This is a genomic window from Levilactobacillus senmaizukei DSM 21775 = NBRC 103853 (genome assembly GCF_001592085.1).
GTDB classification, from domain to species: domain Bacteria; phylum Bacillota; class Bacilli; order Lactobacillales; family Lactobacillaceae; genus Levilactobacillus; species Levilactobacillus senmaizukei.
In genome coordinates, this window is sequence record NZ_BCWD01000023.1 from 1 (window position 1) to 17,673 (window position 17,673).

Annotated in this window: 19 protein-coding genes; 3 read left to right on the forward strand and 16 right to left on the reverse strand. The window is 50.0% G+C overall.

The window, feature by feature from the left end:
- The 7 genes from recO to LSE01S_RS08470 all read right to left on the reverse strand — a co-directional run.
- On the reverse strand, positions 1-811 hold an 811-nt coding region (gene recO / locus LSE01S_RS08440), incomplete at its 3' end, for a DNA repair protein RecO (protein WP_061777199.1).
- Positions 812-837: 26 nt separating this feature from the next.
- A complete protein-coding gene (era, locus tag LSE01S_RS08445) occupies positions 838-1,743 on the reverse strand; it encodes a GTPase Era (protein WP_061777200.1) in 906 nt (301 codons plus the stop codon).
- Positions 1,744-1,755: 12 nt separating this feature from the next.
- Complete coding sequence (locus LSE01S_RS08450; RefSeq protein WP_061777201.1) at positions 1,756-2,160, reverse strand: diacylglycerol kinase family protein; 405 nt, start codon at positions 2,158-2,160, stop codon at positions 1,756-1,758.
- Complete coding sequence (ybeY, locus tag LSE01S_RS08455; protein ID WP_061777202.1) at positions 2,138-2,626, reverse strand: rRNA maturation RNase YbeY; 489 nt, start codon at positions 2,624-2,626, stop codon at positions 2,138-2,140. The genes LSE01S_RS08450 and ybeY overlap by 23 nt, the downstream gene beginning before the upstream one ends.
- Complete coding sequence (locus LSE01S_RS08460) at positions 2,626-3,612, reverse strand: PhoH family protein (protein ID WP_061777203.1); 987 nt, start codon at positions 3,610-3,612, stop codon at positions 2,626-2,628. The genes ybeY and LSE01S_RS08460 overlap by 1 nt, the downstream gene beginning before the upstream one ends.
- Positions 3,613-3,753: 141 nt before the next feature.
- Entirely contained in the window at positions 3,754-4,239 is a 486-nt protein-coding gene (locus LSE01S_RS08465) for a GNAT family N-acetyltransferase (RefSeq protein WP_061777204.1), read from the reverse strand.
- A 72-nt stretch (positions 4,240-4,311) separates the two neighbouring features.
- Positions 4,312-4,758, reverse strand: a complete 447-nt coding sequence (locus tag LSE01S_RS08470; RefSeq protein WP_061777205.1) for a GatB/YqeY domain-containing protein — start codon at positions 4,756-4,758, stop codon at positions 4,312-4,314.
- Between the two features lie 186 nt (positions 4,759-4,944).
- Here LSE01S_RS08470 and LSE01S_RS08475 point away from each other — a divergent pair, with 186 nt between their 5' ends.
- The gene (locus LSE01S_RS08475) at positions 4,945-5,964 is read left to right on the forward strand and encodes a zinc-binding alcohol dehydrogenase family protein (RefSeq protein ID WP_061777232.1); all 1,020 of its coding nucleotides are present in this window, start codon (positions 4,945-4,947) and stop codon (positions 5,962-5,964) included.
- A 56-nt stretch (positions 5,965-6,020) separates the two neighbouring features.
- On the opposite strand, the gene rpsU is transcribed toward LSE01S_RS08475, so the two are convergent.
- Positions 6,021-6,209, reverse strand: coding sequence for a 30S ribosomal protein S21 (rpsU, locus tag LSE01S_RS08480; RefSeq protein ID WP_011667518.1), 189 nt, complete (start codon positions 6,207-6,209; stop codon positions 6,021-6,023).
- A gap of 180 nt (positions 6,210-6,389) precedes the next feature.
- Here rpsU and LSE01S_RS08485 point away from each other — a divergent pair, with 180 nt between their 5' ends.
- On the forward strand, positions 6,390-7,217 hold the full coding sequence (locus tag LSE01S_RS08485; RefSeq protein WP_061777206.1) for a pyruvate, water dikinase regulatory protein: 828 nt from the start codon (positions 6,390-6,392) through the stop codon (positions 7,215-7,217).
- A gap of 90 nt (positions 7,218-7,307) precedes the next feature.
- On the opposite strand, the gene LSE01S_RS08490 is transcribed toward LSE01S_RS08485, so the two are convergent.
- The 8 genes from LSE01S_RS08490 to hisS form a co-directional block, all read right to left on the reverse strand.
- Positions 7,308-8,237 carry a deoxyribonuclease IV gene (locus LSE01S_RS08490; protein ID WP_061777207.1) on the reverse strand — a complete coding sequence of 310 codons (930 nt, stop codon included), beginning with the start codon at positions 8,235-8,237 and terminating at the stop codon, positions 7,308-7,310.
- Position 8,238: 1 nt separating this feature from the next.
- Positions 8,239-9,459: a CDP-glycerol glycerophosphotransferase family protein gene (locus tag LSE01S_RS08495; protein WP_061777208.1), complete on the reverse strand. Its 1,221-nt coding sequence runs from the start codon at positions 9,457-9,459 to the stop codon at positions 8,239-8,241.
- Between the two features lie 20 nt (positions 9,460-9,479).
- Positions 9,480-10,289 carry an ABC transporter permease gene (locus LSE01S_RS08500; RefSeq protein WP_061777209.1) on the reverse strand — a complete coding sequence of 270 codons (810 nt, stop codon included), beginning with the start codon at positions 10,287-10,289 and terminating at the stop codon, positions 9,480-9,482.
- 18 nt (positions 10,290-10,307) lie between these two features.
- Positions 10,308-11,456, reverse strand: coding sequence for a CDP-glycerol glycerophosphotransferase family protein (locus LSE01S_RS08505; RefSeq protein WP_061777233.1), 1,149 nt, complete (start codon positions 11,454-11,456; stop codon positions 10,308-10,310).
- A 221-nt stretch (positions 11,457-11,677) separates the two neighbouring features.
- Positions 11,678-12,553 carry a YitT family protein gene (locus LSE01S_RS08510; protein WP_061777210.1) on the reverse strand — a complete coding sequence of 292 codons (876 nt, stop codon included), beginning with the start codon at positions 12,551-12,553 and terminating at the stop codon, positions 11,678-11,680.
- A 110-nt stretch (positions 12,554-12,663) separates the two neighbouring features.
- Positions 12,664-13,188: a peptide-methionine (S)-S-oxide reductase MsrA gene (gene msrA, locus LSE01S_RS08515; protein ID WP_061777211.1), complete on the reverse strand. Its 525-nt coding sequence runs from the start codon at positions 13,186-13,188 to the stop codon at positions 12,664-12,666.
- Between the two features lie 159 nt (positions 13,189-13,347).
- Positions 13,348-15,144: an aspartate--tRNA ligase gene (aspS, locus tag LSE01S_RS08520; protein ID WP_061777212.1), complete on the reverse strand. Its 1,797-nt coding sequence runs from the start codon at positions 15,142-15,144 to the stop codon at positions 13,348-13,350.
- An 11-nt stretch (positions 15,145-15,155) separates the two neighbouring features.
- Positions 15,156-16,451: a histidine--tRNA ligase gene (hisS, locus tag LSE01S_RS08525; protein ID WP_061777213.1), complete on the reverse strand. Its 1,296-nt coding sequence runs from the start codon at positions 16,449-16,451 to the stop codon at positions 15,156-15,158.
- Positions 16,452-16,811: 360 nt separating this feature from the next.
- Between hisS and LSE01S_RS08530 the strand changes: the two genes are divergently transcribed.
- A complete protein-coding gene (locus LSE01S_RS08530) occupies positions 16,812-17,657 on the forward strand; it encodes an N-acetylmuramoyl-L-alanine amidase family protein (RefSeq protein WP_061777214.1) in 846 nt (281 codons plus the stop codon).
- The last annotated feature ends 16 nt before the right edge of the window (positions 17,658-17,673 follow it).

Here is a 17,673-nt window from a genome sequence, read left to right on the forward strand (position 1 = left end):
AAGATTGAGTGGAATCAGCTGACGATCCCGGTTCTGGCATCGTGAGCTTGGCCGACCAGGTTTGCATCTGATCCAAGAAGCGTTTGCTCTTGGGATGCACCCCAATCTGACTATCATAGATTTCATCCATCAACTGCCGCAAGGCGTGTTCGGTCTGGGGTTTCACGTTGATGGTATGCAATTTATCTAAATCCAATACCGAAAATTGCCGCAAGTAATAAATGGTTCGTTGCGCTAACTGCAGTCGCCGTGGATCCATCTGCCAATGCTGCTGACAGAGTAATCCTCCGTAACTTTCCGAATAATCGAATGGCAAATCGTTACGGCCACAAATCACGCACCCCTGAAGTTGTGGTGCCACCCCGAAAGCCGGCATCAACTGAATCTCCATGATATTCGTGACGATGGCGGCATTCACCCCATCGTCAATCAGGGTCAGTGCCCGCTGGACCCGGTGATACCAGGTTGGCAACGGCTCGCTGTCGGGAAAGGCCGCATCCACTAAGCTCATGATGTAAGTGGCATACGCATTCTTAAAAATATCGGTGCTAATATTCTGATACTGACTCGTTTCACGGGCCGCACGGATGTAAGATAAGCCATCATCGGCAATATCGCCGACGTAACTGCCCACCGTAAACGGCAGAATATCGGCCACCATCTTGTAGCCCTTCTTCTTAGCCCCGCGAACCAGAAACATTTTCTTGCCAAATTCTTGCGTCAAAAACTTGATCAGAAAATCACGTTCGGCATAGTCCCGTCGAAACAAGAGGATGCCGTGAAAGTCGGTTACATTTCGCGCCACAGTCATCCCCACCTTCTACGTGTAAGCTATTTTTATAAGTCATCCTTGCGGTAACCATAAGACTTCAACAGCGTAGACTTGTCCCGCCAATTAGGTTGAACTTTGACCCACAGCTGCAGGTAAACCTTACTACCCAACAGATGCTCAATGTCTTGCCGAGCCATGGTCCCAATCTTCTTCAGCATGCTGCCACCCTTACCGATCATGATCCCCTTTTGCGTAGGACGTTCCACGATAATGGTGGCTTCGATGTGGACGTGATCCTCATCTTTTTGCTTCATACTTTCGATTTCAACCGCGACTGAATGTGGCACCTCTTCGCGCGTCAACATAAAGATTTTTTCTCGGATTAATTCGCTGACAACGAAACGTTCAGGATGATCCGTCACCTGGTCAGCCGGATAATATTGGGGCCCATTAGGCATCTGATCAACCAGTCCGGTCAACAGATCATCGACGTTATTCCCTTCTAACGCGGAAATCGGATAAACCGCTTGCCATGGCAGCGCCGTTTGGTACTGTTCCATAACAGGCAACAAATCGTCTGGATGAACCTGGTCAATCTTGTTGATTAACAGGTAGACCGGCGCTTTGACGTCCTTCAACCGATCGATGATAAAGTTATCCCCGGCACCGCGCTTTTCCGTGGCGTTAACCATGAATAATACGGCATCGACTTCATTCAGCGCCGACATGGCAGATTTTACCATGTAGTCGCCCAACTTACTCTTGGGCTTGTGCACCCCAGGGGTATCGATGAAGACAATCTGTGATTCATCGGTCGTGTAGATCCCCTGAATCTTGTTTCGAGTAGTTTGCGCCGTGTTTGACATGATCGCAATTTTTTGCCCAATGACCCGGTTTAAAAACGTTGATTTACCAACGTTAGGCCGACCAACGATTGCCACAAATCCTGATTTATAGTTTGGGTTATCCATTTTTTCCTCCAGTTAAAACCGTTTCAATAATGCGGGTAGCAAAATAATTGCCCCCACAATGACGGCAAAGAAAGCCGCCAATAAGACCCCACCAGCGGCGATATCCTTCGCGCGCTTGGCCAGATCATGATACGTTGTGCCAACAACGAGGTCAACCACCGCCTCAACAATCGTATTCAGCGTCTCCGAAAACAACACCAAGAAGATGGCCATGACCAGCCACAGCCAGTCGGTCAACGAGACCTGAAGCACCACCCCTAAGATCAGAGTGACCGCGCCAAGAATCAGGTGCTTACGAAAGTTCCGTTCATAGTGAAAGAGCGATCGCAGGCCATCCCACGCGTGGCCTAACGATTGCAGAAAGGCATGATTCTTTCCGGTTTGGCGCGTGGGCTTATCGTTTGAGCCCATACGCATCTAAGATGTCGGCTTGCAGCTTGAACATGACCTTTTCGTCTTCCGGTTTCATGTGGTCATAGCCGTTCAAGTGTAAGAATCCATGGACCACCAGGAAGCCTAGTTCCCGTTCGTAGGAGTGGCCCAAGTATTCTGCCTGCTCTTCAACCTTATCCATGGAAACGAAGATATCGCCAATGTTTTCGGGGATCTCCGCTGCCATATCTTCATCCAAAATCAATGGGAATTCATCGGCCTCTTCATCATCGTCTTCAATGGCAAAGCTAATGACATCGGTGGCGCGATCAACGCCCCGATATTGTTTATTGATCTGATGAATATCCTCATTATTCATTAACGTCACCGACATTTCCGTATTCTCGGCAAGTTCAATGTACTTGCCGGCATACTCCAAGACGTCACGAATCATGTCAACGTGCTTAGCTGGAACACCATCTTTGGTCTTATCGTAAATCTCTAAATCCATTATTTTTTAGCTCCATTTGGTTTAGTATCGTTTGCTTCATAGGCGTTAATGATGCGCGCTACCACTGGGTGCCGCACCACGTCATCGGCGTTAAATGTCACAAACTTGATGTGACTAACGTTTTGTAAAATGTGTTGGGCCTGAACTAACCCCGAGCGAGCATTGTTTGGCAAATCAATCTGGGAAATATCCCCATTGACAATCATCTTGGATCCAAATCCCAGCCGGGTCAGGAACATCTTCATTTGCATGTTTGTGGTGTTCTGTGCTTCATCCAAGATGACGAAGGCCGATTCCAACGTCCGCCCCCGCATGTAGGCCAGCGGGGCAATCTCGATGACGCCACGGTCCATCAGGCGCGTGGTATGCTCGGCGCCCAGAATCGCATACAAGGCATCGTAGATTGGCCGCAGGTACGGATCAACCTTTTCTTTCAGGTCACCAGGTAAGAACCCAAGGCTTTCACCAGCCTCAACTGCGGGCCGGGTGATAATAAGTTTCTCAACATCGCCGTGCTTTAAGGCAGAGATCGCCATGACCACAGCCAGATAGGTTTTCCCGGTCCCGGCTGGGCCAATACCAAACGTAATGTCGTTATGCTTAATGGCATCAATGTACTGCCGTTGGCCAAAGTTCTTAACCCGCACGGCCCGCCCCTTGGCATCCTTAATCAGGGTTTCGGTATAAAAGTCTTTAAAGTAGGTGAGTGTCCCCTTGTCGGCCATCTTCATGGCGCTAATGACATCGGCACTGTTCAAGCGAATTCCCTTAGCTAGCAAATCGCTCATGTTCCGCAGAATTGCCAGAGTATCGTCCACCGCTGCCGCGACACCAGCCACCTTGATTGAATTCCCAAAGGGCTTGATGGTCACGTTTAGACCTTCTTCAAGCAAGGTTACAAACTGATCCTGAGCGCCCAACAGGGCAGCTTCGTCCTCTGGGCGCTCCAAAATATATTCTTTTTCAATCGTCGCGTTTTCAGTCAAATATGGTGGCTCCTTCATCTTTATTTTTAGCGGTACTGATAGTCAAATTTTAGCATACCACCGGGGATTGTAAAAGGATTCGACGCGAAAAGCCCTCAGCATTAGAATTAGCTGAGTTTCAAGTACCCCATGAATCCGAAGTTAATTAATCGGCAATTGTGGCAAACTAATGGTCCTCTCCAGAATTAGCCGATCGCGCAGCGGCAAGCCATTCTCCGTAATCGCCTGGCTGTAATGGGTGGTGAAGTAGTCAGGCTCTACTCGCACAATCCGTAGGCCACACTTCTGATACGGGTACAACTGCCCTAAACTCGTGGTGCCCGTTGCAATACGCACCGTGCGATACCCATGTTCAATCGCCCACTGTAGCGCAAATTCTACTAAGGCCTGGCCGTAGCCCCGGCGCTGTTTTGCCGGCAACACGGCCACATTCTTCACCTCAACGACTAGATCGGATTGACGTTGAAGAACCAGAACACCGGCTAACCCTTGCCGATCGTTGGCCACATAGGCCGTACTGGTCGGCAGGTAGCCATCAATTAATCGTTGGCTCGGATCAGCCAGTAACAACAACGCATTCAGCGCCGGGGTTAGCGGATGACTCATTCGTTCATAGGTTAGCGCCATTGTGGCTTCCTCCAATTCTCACGACTACCAACAAAAAATCACAACGACTAAAATCGTTGTGATTTTGCGTCATTACTTGTTCAGTTGGGCCTTGACCGTTTGATTGACCAATGCACCGTCGGCCTTGCCCTTAACTTGGGGCATCACAACGCCCATGACCTTACCAAAGTCGCCCATGCCGCTGGCGGAAACCTTAGCAATGCTATCAGCCACGATCTTGGCAACTTCATCGGCATCCATTTGCTTAGGAGCGTACTGCTTCACAATTTCGATTTCCGCCTCAACACCGGCTACCAAGTCGTCCCGGTGACCTTTTTTGAATTCGGCCAAAGATTCCTTGCGTTGTTTCATTTCGCGAGAGACCACGGCTAATTCATCATCCGCCGTCAGATCATGGCCCTGCTTAACGCGTTCGTTCGTTAAGGCTGCCTTCATCATCCGAATCACGTTCAGGGATAATTTATCGTGGGCCTTCATGGCCGTCTTTAAGTCAGTATTGAGTTGGTTTTCTAAACTCATGTCAGTTCCTCCTAGATTTCATTAATAATCTCTAGTCTACACCTTATTGGGAACGGCGTCAGGTAATAAATCCCCGCCGGCTGCTCGCCCATTACTTGACCAATAAAATTCGACAAGAATGCTAGCATTCCCCCAGCGGTTCGGTTACGCTGAGGCTAACAGAAAGGAAGTTTTGTCATGCCAGACATGCGTGCCATTGGCTTCACTCACAATCAACCCATTGAAAATAATCAGAGCTTTTTTGAATTTTTCGAACCACGACCAGAAGCAACTGGCCATGATCTCTTGGTAAAAGTTATTGCGACCGCGGTCAATCCCGTCGACACCGGGGTGCGACGTGGAACCACCGAACGGCTCGACCGGCCCAAGGTCATCGGCTGGGATGCTTATGGCATCGTGACAGCCGTTGGCGAAGCCGTCACACTCTTCCAAACAGGTGATCGCGTGTTTTATGCCGGAGCGTTCAAACGTCCAGGAACGGACAGCGAGTATCATTTGGTCGACGAGCGCATCGTCGGCCCGGCACCGACCAAGCTCACCCCGGCAGAAATTGCCGCCACCCCGCTAACCTCGCTGACCACCTGGGAAGCGCTCTTTGAGCAATTACCCATTAACTTTGATGCACCCAAAGAAAATACTGGTCACACCGTCCTAATCATTAATGGTGCCGGAGGGGTCGGCTCGATGGCAACCCAACTGGCCCATTTGGCCGGGTTAACGGTCATTGCCACGGCGTCACGACCAGAAACCATTGCCTGGACACAAAGCCACGGGGCCGACTACGTGGTTAATCATCGTGAAGACCTTGTCGCGCAGGTGCACGACCTCGGCTTCAAGACGGTTGATTATATTTTAGAACTGAGCAACCTCAATCAACACTGGTCAGAAATCGTCGACCTGATTAAGCCCAGTGGCCACATTGTCTCCATCACCGGTAGTGAAACACCCCTTGACTTGCGGGCTCTAAAGCCCAAGCGCGCCACCTTTGCCTGGGAATGGATGTACACCAAATCCTATTACGAAACGCCAGACATGCTGAGTCAACACGCTATTCTAACGCGAGTCCAACAACTCCTCGATGCTGGCAAGCTCAAATCAACGCTGAACAAAACCATGACTCCCATCAATGCCGCTAACTTACGCGCGGCCCATGCCTTGGTGGAATCCAACCGGATGATTGGTAAGGTCGTTATCACGAATGCATAAAAAAAGTCGCAGGACATATTGTCCTGCGACTTTTTTATTAGAATTGCAAAAAGAGCTTAGAAACGCTTCTTCTTGGCCTTACGCTTACGCGCAGCTTCTGATTTTAACTTTTTCTTCACACTTGGTTTTTCGTAAAATTCACGCTTACGGTATTCTTGTAAAGTACCGCTACGGGAAACCGTACGTTTGAAGCGCCGAAGAGCGTCGTCAAAAGACTCGTTTTTGCGAACGACTGTCTTTGCCATATAAAATTCCCTCCCTCCGAGCACAAATAATAACACTGGTTGGCTAAACACCACCAGCGCAACGGTTCCTAACTATTATACATAAACACAGAAACCACGTCAATAATGCCAGCAAATAAAATTTGAACCTTCTGCTCACAGGCGGTAAACTAGGAGAAAACACCAGAGGAGCCCGCGATTATGTCAGCCATTACCATCTTTATCATCTCTGATTCGTCCGGTGAAACCGCCTTAACTGTGGCGCAAACGGCCGTTTCCCAATTTCCAGCCATCGAGGCTAGTTATCAACGTTTTCCATTTATTCAAACAAATTCAATTCTCGAGGGGATCCTAAATCTGGCAAACAAACAGCATGCCATGATTTTTCACACCCTGGTGAACGGTAAACTTAGTCAACGCGTGCGTGATTTTGCTGCCACCAACGGCTTACAACAGTTTGATTGTATCCAACCGGCCATGAAGGTTCTCCAGGATGCCACCCAGCTACAACCGGAAGGGGTGCCTGGCCTGGTGCATAACCTGACCGATACTTACTTCGACCGAATCGCCGCCATGGAATTTGCCGTGACCTACGATGATGGTAAAGACCCTGCCGGCCTGTTGAAGGCGGATATCGTCGTATTAGGTGTCTCCCGAACCTCAAAGACGCCATTATCCCTCTTCCTGGCCAATCGTAACCTGCGGGTCGCCAACCTGCCCCTCTCACCTAAAACTCAGATTCCTGAGGAGCTGTGGCGAGTTGACCCGAAACGGATCTTTGGCTTAACCAATCAACCGGCCACCTTGCGAAAGATTCGCCAAGCCCGGATGATTTCCTATGGTCTGCCAGCCAATAGCGCTTATTCGGACACGACCAAAATCAAAGAAGAACTGGCCTACGCCCAACGCATCTACAAGAAAATTGGGTGCCTGGTTATCGATGTGGCCAACAAGTCGATTGAGGAAACGGCCACGCTGATCATGGAGAGTCTCGACTTCGACCTGATTCCCCATCCATTAGCCGACTAGCTTAAATTAAATTGATTAAGGGCGACCGTGACATTTTGTCATGGTCGCCCTCTTTGATTCTCCAGCTTCGGCACTTGATATGATCTTGTGCTATCGCGTTAGAAACTCATCTACTGGCTTGTCTGCCAATGCATCGGCCGCCAGATTTGGATTAAATTGTTGATGCTTCAGCATCGCTACTTCGTAACCGTGGGGATTCACGCCATGCTTTCGGTCTGGACCGATCAACGGCGTTTCCATAATCTTTGGTACAGCAGTCAATTGCGGATGATGAGCCACGGTATTCAGCACATCGAAGCCCAGGGTTCCAAAACCAATATTAGTGTGACGGTCTTTATGACTCCCCTGAGGATTCTTGGAGTCGTTCAAGTGAATCACTTTAAGTCGATCCAAACCAATCACGTGATCAAACTCATTTAACACCCCGTCGAGGTCGGCAGTGATATCGTACCCGGCATCGCTGGTGTGACAGGTATCGAAGCAGACCGATAGTCGGTCGTTAGCACTGGTAGCCGCCATGATCTCGGCCAGCTCCTCGAAGGTCCGACCCACCTCGGTGCCCTTACCCGCCATCGTTTCCAAGGCGATCTGAACTGGTTCCTGAGCACCGGCAAAAATTTCATCCAGGCCCTTGGCGATTTGTGCAATCGCCGCCGGGGCCCCCGCACCCACGTGTGCTCCGGGATGCAAGACGATTTCGGTGGCGCCGAGCGCCGCCGCCCGTTGAACCTCGGCCATTAGAAATTCGACTGCAAAGCCGTAGTTCTGCGGTTTAGTTGTATTACCCAAATTGACGACATATGGGGCATGAACAACAACCGCTCGCTGGTTATGCGCCTGCATGAATGCCTGACCGGCGGGAATATTTAGCTCATCAATCGGCTTACGCCGGGTATTTTGAGGCGCCCCCGTATAAACCATAAAGACATTTTCACCGAAACTGGCCGCCTCTTCAGCGGAGCCCAAGAGCATGGCCTTGCCTTTCATACTAACGTGTGACCCAATTAAAAATTCAGACATCTTAGTCTTCCTTTCCCTGAACCATGATCTTTACAACTTGACGACTAGCCGTGCCATCTTCCCAGGCACAGAACTTGTGGTAAAAGGCCGTCTGTTGCTCAGCAAAGGTCGGAAACTGGCCCTCTTGGGACCATTCATCCAATTGCCGGTACAACGCCCGAGCCGTGGTAACCAATGGCCCAGGTAGCTCCCGTTCATAGTCAAAGTAAAAGCCGCGGAGCTGATCTCGATAGTGCTCCAGGTCATAGGCAAAGAACAACTCCGGTCGCTTTAAATTGGCAAAATCGAACATCACCGACGAATAATCCGTAATCAACAGATCCGAAATTAGGTAGAGCTCGGCAATATCAGCATCGGCCAAGACCGAGACGCGGTCCTCAAAACCGCGAATATCAACGGCATCCTTGACCAAGTAATGGGGCCGGATAATTAGTCGGGTTCCCGCCGGAACGTGGTCAAAAAAGGCCGCCAGATCAAAGGGTAAATCGAAACGATAAACCCCCGGCCGCACCGCCATATCATCCCGCCACGTCGGGGCATAGGTAACGACCGTTCCGGTGGTTGTGCCCAATAATTTTTGCTTCAATGCCCGCAACTTAACCGATTGATTGTCGTGATAGAGCACATCGTTTCGGGGATAACCAATCGTTAGAAACTTGCCGTTGAACCCAAAGGCCCGCTTAAAGATATCCCGTGAGTATTGGTTAGGTGCGATCAGGTAGTCCCACTGATGTGCCGCCTTAATAAACTCGTCATGGTAGGCCTGGGTGCTGGTTCCAGGAATCGCAACGTGTTCGATATCGGTCCCCAATTTCTTTAACGGCGTCCCATGCCAGGTTTGAATAGTCTGCGTCCGCCGGTTTTTATGCCACCAATTGGGCAACCGCGAGTTCAGGACCCAATATTCTGCCCGCGCCATGAGTCCTACCCACCGCGGTGTGAAACGCTTAATCAATTGTATGTCCGGATACTGTTGGTGAAGCTTGTGATATTCTCGCGGTTTCACACTAAAATACGCCGTGGCCTGGTACTCTGGGTGATCGGCTACGAGCTGACGATAGATTGCCGCCGGATTATCATTGACATCCTTACCGTTGAAACTTTCAAAAATAATTAGTCGTCGTTTTATTGGTAAACAAATAAGCCCATCGTTCAGCACGATGAGCCCATAACGAGCAACTAATTTTAATGACTGGATGAGTTTTTGAACACCATTAGTCATGTGGCAGTTGCTCCTTTCAATTAGATTAAATCAACGAAACGTGAACGGAACTTAAAGTGCAAGTGGGAACCGACTAACAACACGATGAAGACGAATGACCAAAATTCAAGGGTCATTACCGGCCGTTGCCAGAACCAACCGGTCCCGATAAAGGATTCCCGGAACCCGGAAACAATATAATAGTAAGGGTTCAATTCCAACAAGTGAACAAATGGTGCTGGGAAGGAAGTCGTCACGAAGTTAAACAGCACACCGGACATGTAGAATAGCATCCGCATCAGTGATTGAAGCAGGATGTGATAGTCACGGACCAGCACACTAATACAAGAATTTAGGACCCCCAGGGCCACGAGTAAGCAAATCATTGCGAAGAAGTAATAGATCCATTGGAACCATGAAACCTTTGGGTAAACCCCATTCAATAGACCGATGAAGATGGAAAAGACCATCATCGTCCAGAAGGAGCTCAAATTACTAACCACCTTGATGGTTGGTAATGCTGAAATGGGAAACTTCATCTTGGCCACCATGTTGACCCGTTGGAAGATACTCTTTGACGCATCCAACGTGGCCCGGTTCATGAAGAACCAAGGCGAAATCCCGATAACCATCCAAGGGAGGTACCCAATCCCCTGTAATGGCTTACCATGCTTCAACCCCACACCGAAGACTAACCAGTAAATTGCAATCTGGATCAACGGATATAAGTATTCCCACATTAAACCTAAGTAATGACTTTGATAACTCGCTTGATCCTCATATCGCGAAATCCGTAAAATAATCCCCACGCTGGAGATCTGTTCTTTTATTAAGGTTATGACCTCTTTCAAGGCACTGCACTCCTTTAATTAATTGGTTAGTAGCGCAACGTAGCGAGCCACCACGCGTTGCGTGGCCTTCCCGTCGTTGGCCCTATTCCAATGAGAATTGAATTGGGTAAAATCGACCGCGGCATCCTGCTGAATGGCGGCGGTTAATTGGTCATTGTCGGTCAAAGCCGGACTAGGCAACCAGTCCAACAAATCCGGTTGAACCCCTGGCCCCAGCTTATAAGTCGACAAATCAAATAAGTAAAATAGTAAACTATGTGCATTCGGCAACAAGCTGTAATCAAAGGCTACTGACGAATAATCTGTAATGAGCGTCTCCGCTACTGTCAGTAGCTCCGTTGTGCTAAGGCCCTTTGCCGTCACAAGTTGATCACCTAAAGCCTGCTGTAAATGCGGTGACTGAGCTACTAATGCCGGATGAAGTTTCACCACGACCCGGGCGTCCGGATCACTGGTCAAAGCAGCCGCTAACCCCGCCGGCGGTGCAAAGGTCACACCTTCTCGATAAGTTGGCGCGTACACAATGACCCGGTGACCGGCCAGCGCTGGTGCTTCACGATAGACTCGTTCACGAGTGGTTGTCAACCACTTTGGATCAAGCAATCGATCAGAACGCGGATATCCGAGAACTTGCATCCGCTTGGGACTGAGGTGGTAACTCGTCGCGAAGACCTGACCCATTGCGGGGGAAGCCACTACCACCTCATCGAAATGGTCATAAACCGCCTGAAATCGGCGTTTGTCACTGGCGGAACGGTCAACGGTCGTCGGGTCATCCCAACCAAATCGCTTGATCGCACCGACCGCATGCCAGACCTGAACAATCCGCATCTGCTTAGGATGTCTTAACCCCCCCAAGAAGGCGTAGTAGTTGTCACAGAAAATCAGCCGAGCCCGCATAATCCGCGGAATGCCCTTGAACACAAAGCCCAGATCATCCCGAAAGATCACGGTCTCAATTCCCCGCTGTGCCAGCCGTGCCGCGGCCGCTTGTTGCTGCGGTCGATAGAACACCGTTACTTTGGTTCCCGCCGGCAATGCCGCAACTAACGCCTCGATAAAGGGCACGTTATCACCGAAGCTCATCAGATATATCACCTGATTTTTCCGGTGCCAACTGCTCATGAGCGACATCAGTCGTACTAACCATAAATAAATCTCTTTCACGTCAATCACCAATATCACTTATTTTCGCTACCCATAACACCGAGAATTATACCACATCTCGAACCCAAACCTAGCGAATTTTAAGAAGCTTTAATATTCAGGGCCTTCACGCGCCAAACCACGCGAAGGTTAGCCCTAGACAAAGTCGCGGTTGGCGAACAAAAGGGGCCGCGACGTTCGTCACAGCCCCTGAAAATTTGTCGGATTTTTCACGATCAACGTCACCATTTGGACTCCGTGAAGTGTCCCAAGACTTTAATCGTCGGTGAAATGCTAACGAATGCATCCGGGTCACCCTCCTCCATGGCCGTTTCGAGGCCCTCCATTTCGTAACGCGTGATAATCGTAAAGAGAATGGTCTTCTCATCATGATGATAGGCTCCTTCGACGTCATGAACAATCGTAATTCCCCGTTGCAAATGATTTTGAATACAATCGATCACCGTCTTCGGTCGGTCCGTGATAATCATCACCTGCAATTGTTGCTGCCGGGTGAAGGTCATATCAATCACCCGAGCACTCACGTATAGTCCTAGTGCCGAGTACAACGCATAGGGCCAACCATAAACAAAACCTGCACTCAATACAATTAAACTGTTAAAGGCCATGTTGACACTACCGATGCTGTGACCCGTCTTACGACGAACCACAATCCCAATGATATCGAGCCCACCGGTGGAAATCCCATTCTTCAGGGCAAAGCCCACACCAAACCCATTGATTGCGCCACCAAAAATGGCACAGATAATGGGGTCGTTGGTCAAATGAATCGGCTGAATCAGACGAATCATAACCGAGGCGAAGACCACACAGATAAAGGTAAAGAACGTGAAGGTCTTACCGACCTGCTTCCAGGCCAACACGAACATGGGAATATTAATTAAGAACAGCCCCAGGCCGGTGCTGATATGCCAAACTCCCGCGTGCATGGTTAGCGTATTGATCAATTGCGCCAGCCCCGTCACGCCGGACGAATAGATGTGTCCCGGCGTCCAGAAGTAATTGACCGCTAACGAAACCAACACCCCATAGAAAAAGGCCACGGAAAACTTGATTGTGTAAACGTGACGTTGCATCAGTTGCCGCATGTTTTCCATATTTAAAAACGGACCTCACTTTAAAATAAAAATTATGTCGCGTGAATTAGGGTAACACTAATCGATAACAACCGGTGGCGACCCCCACCATTTCTTAGCGAGTTCTAATTCTAAGACCAGTGCTGAGCAATGAAGGCCTCACGTCCGCCTGCCTCTTGTTCGGCGAAGGTCTGCGGATCCTTCTGATAAAAGTCCTGGTGATTGGCTTCCGCCACGTAGAACGGTTGAACCACCTGAATCTGCGTGACGATCGGCCGATCAAACTGCTCACGGTCTTGTAGTGCTTGCCGCGACGCTTGGGCTACTCGCGCCTGTTCTTCACTGTTAACAAAGATCACGGGACGATAGTTACTGCCCCGATCTTGAAACTGGCCACCGGCATCGGTAGGATCGGTCTGTTGCCAGTAGAGCGTGACCAGTTGTTCATAACTGATCACGCTTGGGTCAAACCAAATTTTAACCGCTTCGGTGTGACCGGTGTGTTGCGCTTTCACCTGTTCGTAAGTTGGATTAGCAACGGTGCCACCGGTATAGCCGGATAAAACCTTTTCAATGCCCGGCAATGAATCAAACGGCCGGACCATGCACCAAAAGCAGCCGCCGGCGAATGTAGCGGTATCAATTGTTTTGCTCATTCTAATCACTCCATTTTCTAATATTTCCATTAAACGGCTTTTATGCCGGCTCGTCAAGCATTCCCGGCACCACTCCATAGAAAAACAGGGAGCCTCCCCGCCCAATCACATTGGATTAAGGCGTTGAGACTCCCTGTTTTAATGGTCATTAGCAATGAACTAATCGTCGTCTTCTTTTTTAGCAACCAAGAGGTCGAGGTCCAACAATTGCTTGTCGGAAACGGTCGATGGTGCCTTGGTCATTGGTTCCGTGGCCTTCGAGTTCTTAGGGAAGGCAATCACATCGCGGATGTTGTCGCGCTTAGCTAACAAGCGGGCAAACCGGTCCAAACCGATGGCCAGACCACCATGAGGCGGGAACCCGTAGTCTAAGGCTTTCAAGAGGAAGCCAAATTGCTTTTCGGCTCGTTCAGGCGTAAAGCCTAAGGCCTTCAACATCTTCATTTGAAGTTCACGAGTGTGAATCCGGATGGACCCGCCCCCTAATTCCAAGCCATTCAAGATGATGTCATAACTTTGGGCGTAGGCTTTATGCGGGTCTTCACCGTCATTCAAGTAGTGTGCATCACCTTCTGCCGGCATCGTGAATGGGTGATGGGCAGGTACCCAGCGTTCCAAGTCGACATCGTAATCGAACAATGGCCAGTTGACGATCCAGAGGAAGGCCCACTTGTTTTGGTCGATCATGTCTTGTTCCTTGGCAATCGCTACCCGTAAGTAACCCAAGGTTGAAGCAACGATCCGCTTAGAATCGGCAGCGAATAGCAACAGGTCCCCGCTCTTAGCCCCGGTCTTTTCAGTGATTTGCTTGAACCAGTCACCGTCCTTAAAGAACTTGGCGATTGGGCCACTGAAGCCATCGTCCGTAACCTTTAACCAAGCCAAGCCTTTAGCACCGAAGCGTTCGATGTACTTGCCGTACTTGTCCAGGTCCTTACGACTATACAGGTCGGCACCACCAGGAACGGCGATTGCCTTGACCTGGCCACCGTTTTCAACGGCACCAGAGAAGACCTTGAAGTCGGTGTCAGCCATGATAGCTGATAAGTCTTTGAGTTCCATCCCGAAGCGGACGTCTGGTTGGTCGGTCCCGAAGCGAGCCATGGAGTCATCCCAGTCCAAACGTTCGAATGGCAAGGTAACGTCGACGCCCAGCGTATCCTTCATGACCTTAGCAATTAAGCCTTCGGTCAGGTCTTGTATTTCTTCGGCAGTCAAGAAGGACGTTTCCAAGTCGATTTGGGTGAATTCTGGTTGGCGGTCACCACGTAAGTCTTCGTCACGGAAACAACGAGCGATCTGGTAATAACGGTCGAAACCAGACCCCATCAGCAATTGCTTAAACAATTGTGGTGATTGGGGTAAAGCGTAGAAGTGACCAGGATAGATCCGTGAAGGCACCAGATAGTCCCGGGCCCCTTCGGGCGTCGACTTGGTCAAGTCTGGCGTTTCGATATCGATGAAACCGTTCTTGTCGAAGTAACTGTGGACGGATTGAACAATCCGGTTCCGCAATAGCAAAGCCTTTTGCATTTCGGGCCGCCGTAAGTCGAGGTAACGGTATTGTAAACGCAAGTCGTCGGAAGCATTCACACCATCTTTGATTTCAAATGGTAATTCCTTGGCCTTGTTTAACAGGTTAATACCGGAGACCCGGACTTCAACCTTACCGGTCCGCATGTCGGGGTTAATTTCTTTTTCGGTCCGGGAAACAACCTTCCCTTGGACTTCGATGACGTATTCGCTCCGCAGATCGCCAGCAACTTCAAAGGCTGCCTGATCGTATTCTTCACTGAAGACCAATTGCACAATGCCTTCGCGGTCGCGCAGGTCAACAAAGACCAGGCCACCCAAGTCACGGCGCTTTTGAACCCAGCCCTTGAGGACAACGGTTTGGTCGAGGTATTCTTCGTCAACTAACCCGGCGTAGGTGGTTCGTTTTAAATTCTTTTCCATGAATTCTCCCTCTAATCTTCTTTAAACTCTGACGCAACGACTTGCTGAAAGTCGTCATAAATTGAAGCTAACTTAACGGTCACTTCCTGGCCAGTTGCCATGGACTTCAGGTGCGCCGTTTGATCGGCCAACTCCTGCGATCCAATGGTTAAGGTATAACGCGCGTCCAGGCGATTAGCCGTCTTGAACTGCGCCTTGGGCTTACGCGCTAGATAATCGCGATCCGCCGTCAGTCCGGCATGTCGGACGGCCTGCACAACCTTCAACGTCTCAACAGAGGTCTCGTCACCAATGCCGACCACGTATACATCCAGCGGATGCACATCAGGAATGGCAACCTTTTCAGCCTGCATCAACAGAACTAGGCGTTCAACCCCCAGACCGAACCCGACGCCAGGCATTTCCGGACCACCAAGCTCTTCAACGAGGCCGTTGTAACGACCACCGGCCAAGACAGTCGTGTAGCCTTCACCCAGTGCTGGTGAATCGGCCATGATTTCAAAGATGGTGTGGTTGTAGTAATCCAACCCCCGGACCATGGTGGCATCAACATCGTAATCGATGCCGAGACTATCCAAACTAGCCTTTACCCGATTGAAATGCTCCGTGGCAGCAGGTGTCAAGAAGTCCAGGATCGATGGCGCATCTGCCACCAACTCTTGGTCGTGAGGATCCTTACTATCCAAGACCCGCAATGGATTCTTGTGCAACCGAACCTTCGAGTCTTCACTTAACTCATCGAAGTGGGGTTCCAAAAAGTCAATCAGGGCTTGCCGATAAGCCGAACGCGTTTCCTGGTCGCCCAAGGAATTCAGGGCCAACCGCAGGTGCTTCAAACCCAATCTCGTCAACAGGTCCATTCCCAAAGCAATGACTTCAACGTCTAATTCAGGTGCGTCACTCCCGAAGGCTTCCACCCCAATTTGGTGAAATTCTCGTTGGCGACCGGACTGTGGCCGTTCATAACGGAACATGGGCCCCATATAGTAGACCTTGTAGGGCTTGGTCGTTTCGGGACCGTAAAGCTTATTTTCAACAAAGGCCCGAACAACGCCCGCCGTGCCTTCTGGCCGAAGGGACAGGTGCCGGTCGCCCTTGTCCTTGAAATCATACATTTCCTTAGTAACGATATCGGAGGTATCCCCTGAGGTTCGGGAGAAGACTTCGAAGTTTTCAAACATCGGCGTCCGAATTTCGGCAAATCGATAGTTTGAGAACAGATGACGCGCCGTGGATTCAACGAACTGCCAGGTCTCTGAATCGCCCGGTAAGATGTCCGCTGTTCCTTTTGGCCGTTGATAACGCATATGCACTCTTCCTTTCTCGATCGCATAGAAAATAAAAAACGCCCCTGTCAATTGACAAGGGCGCAGGTATGCACGGTACCACCTTTTTAAAATTCTCTGCAGGATAACGTTGCAAACGAATGGCGCCGAAACGCCATTAGCCTCAAAAGTGTCTTCAAAGTCACACCGTTAACCACTCCCAGCGACGTGGTCTCTCTGTAAACGGGCTTTCTTATACTGGTCTTTCTCATGGGCAAATTATTTTATTCCTTTTAAGCTTACTGAAAGCCCCCTGAAAAGTCAAGCGTGGAACCGAGATTTCACCTAGCCATTCTGGGAATCGTGGTATAATTAAACCTAATTTGATTAAGGAGACACAGTATGCACTTTAAACCTAAAAATTGGGTGGGACTGGTCACCAGCCTCATCATTCTCGTTGTCGCCGGCGGACTCTTATTGGCCTTCATCCAACACAACGCCGTCACCGCTCGCGTCAGCAACCTCAACCTGCGCCAAGGCCCTGGCTTGAATTACGCCGTGACCCATAAAGTCGAAAAGAATAGCCGCCTAACCATTCTGAGCGAGAAACACAACTGGTACCACGTCCGCGATCACAACAACCATTTCGGCTGGGTGGCCAGTTGGTTGGTAGACCATCCCGGAAAACTCCAACGAGCCACTGCCCTTTCCGAGGCAACGATCGTGATTGATCCTGGCCACGGGGGCAGCGACTCTGGGGCCCTATCCATCGACCAAAAGCATGACGAAAAGACCTACACGTTAGCCATGGCTCAAAAGGTTGCGGCAGACCTGCGAGCTCGGGGGGCGCACGTCATCATGACGCGTTCCAGCGACACCTCGGTCAGCTTGGCCGACCGACCGGCATTAGCTAATACCAATCAGGCTGATGCGTTCATCAGTTTTCACTTTGACTCCTCGCCGGCCAGCAACCTGGCATCCGGAACGACGACCTACTATTATCACCGTCAGTCTTCCTATAAGCTCGCGCGGGCCGTCAACCAACAGATGTCGGACCTGCCACTGACTAACCGGGGAATCAAGTACGGAAATTTTGAGGTCATTCGCGATAACAGCCGGCCCGCGTTACTATTAGAGATGGGTTACATTAACACCAAAAAGGATTTCACTCAGATTAGTAGCTCCCATTACCAACAACAGGTTGCAACCCGCGTGGTGACGGGGCTCAGTAACTATTTCAAGTCATAATCGTTTCGGAAAGAAG

Coding starts and splice junctions, on each gene's coding strand:
- era (WP_061777200.1), bottom strand. CDS start 1,743: ATGGATAACCCAAACTATAAATCAGGATTTGTGGCAATCGTTGGTCGG.
- LSE01S_RS08450 (WP_061777201.1), bottom strand. CDS start 2,160: ATGCGTATGGGCTCAAACGATAAGCCCACGCGCCAAACCGGAAAGAAT.
- ybeY (WP_061777202.1), bottom strand. CDS start 2,626: ATGGATTTAGAGATTTACGATAAGACCAAAGATGGTGTTCCAGCTAAG.
- LSE01S_RS08465 (WP_061777204.1), bottom strand. CDS start 4,239: ATGGCGCTAACCTATGAACGAATGAGTCATCCGCTAACCCCGGCGCTG.
- LSE01S_RS08470 (WP_061777205.1), bottom strand. CDS start 4,758: ATGAGTTTAGAAAACCAACTCAATACTGACTTAAAGACGGCCATGAAG.
- LSE01S_RS08475 (WP_061777232.1), top strand. CDS start 4,945: ATGCGTGCCATTGGCTTCACTCACAATCAACCCATTGAAAATAATCAG.
- rpsU (WP_011667518.1), bottom strand. CDS start 6,209: ATGGCAAAGACAGTCGTTCGCAAAAACGAGTCTTTTGACGACGCTCTT.
- LSE01S_RS08485 (WP_061777206.1), top strand. CDS start 6,390: ATGTCAGCCATTACCATCTTTATCATCTCTGATTCGTCCGGTGAAACC.
- LSE01S_RS08490 (WP_061777207.1), bottom strand. CDS start 8,237: ATGTCTGAATTTTTAATTGGGTCACACGTTAGTATGAAAGGCAAGGCC.
- LSE01S_RS08495 (WP_061777208.1), bottom strand. CDS start 9,459: ATGACTAATGGTGTTCAAAAACTCATCCAGTCATTAAAATTAGTTGCT.
- LSE01S_RS08510 (WP_061777210.1), bottom strand. CDS start 12,553: ATGGAAAACATGCGGCAACTGATGCAACGTCACGTTTACACAATCAAG.
- msrA (WP_061777211.1), bottom strand. CDS start 13,188: ATGAGCAAAACAATTGATACCGCTACATTCGCCGGCGGCTGCTTTTGG.
- aspS (WP_061777212.1), bottom strand. CDS start 15,144: ATGGAAAAGAATTTAAAACGAACCACCTACGCCGGGTTAGTTGACGAA.
- hisS (WP_061777213.1), bottom strand. CDS start 16,451: ATGCGTTATCAACGGCCAAAAGGAACAGCGGACATCTTACCGGGCGAT.
- LSE01S_RS08530 (WP_061777214.1), top strand. CDS start 16,812: ATGCACTTTAAACCTAAAAATTGGGTGGGACTGGTCACCAGCCTCATC.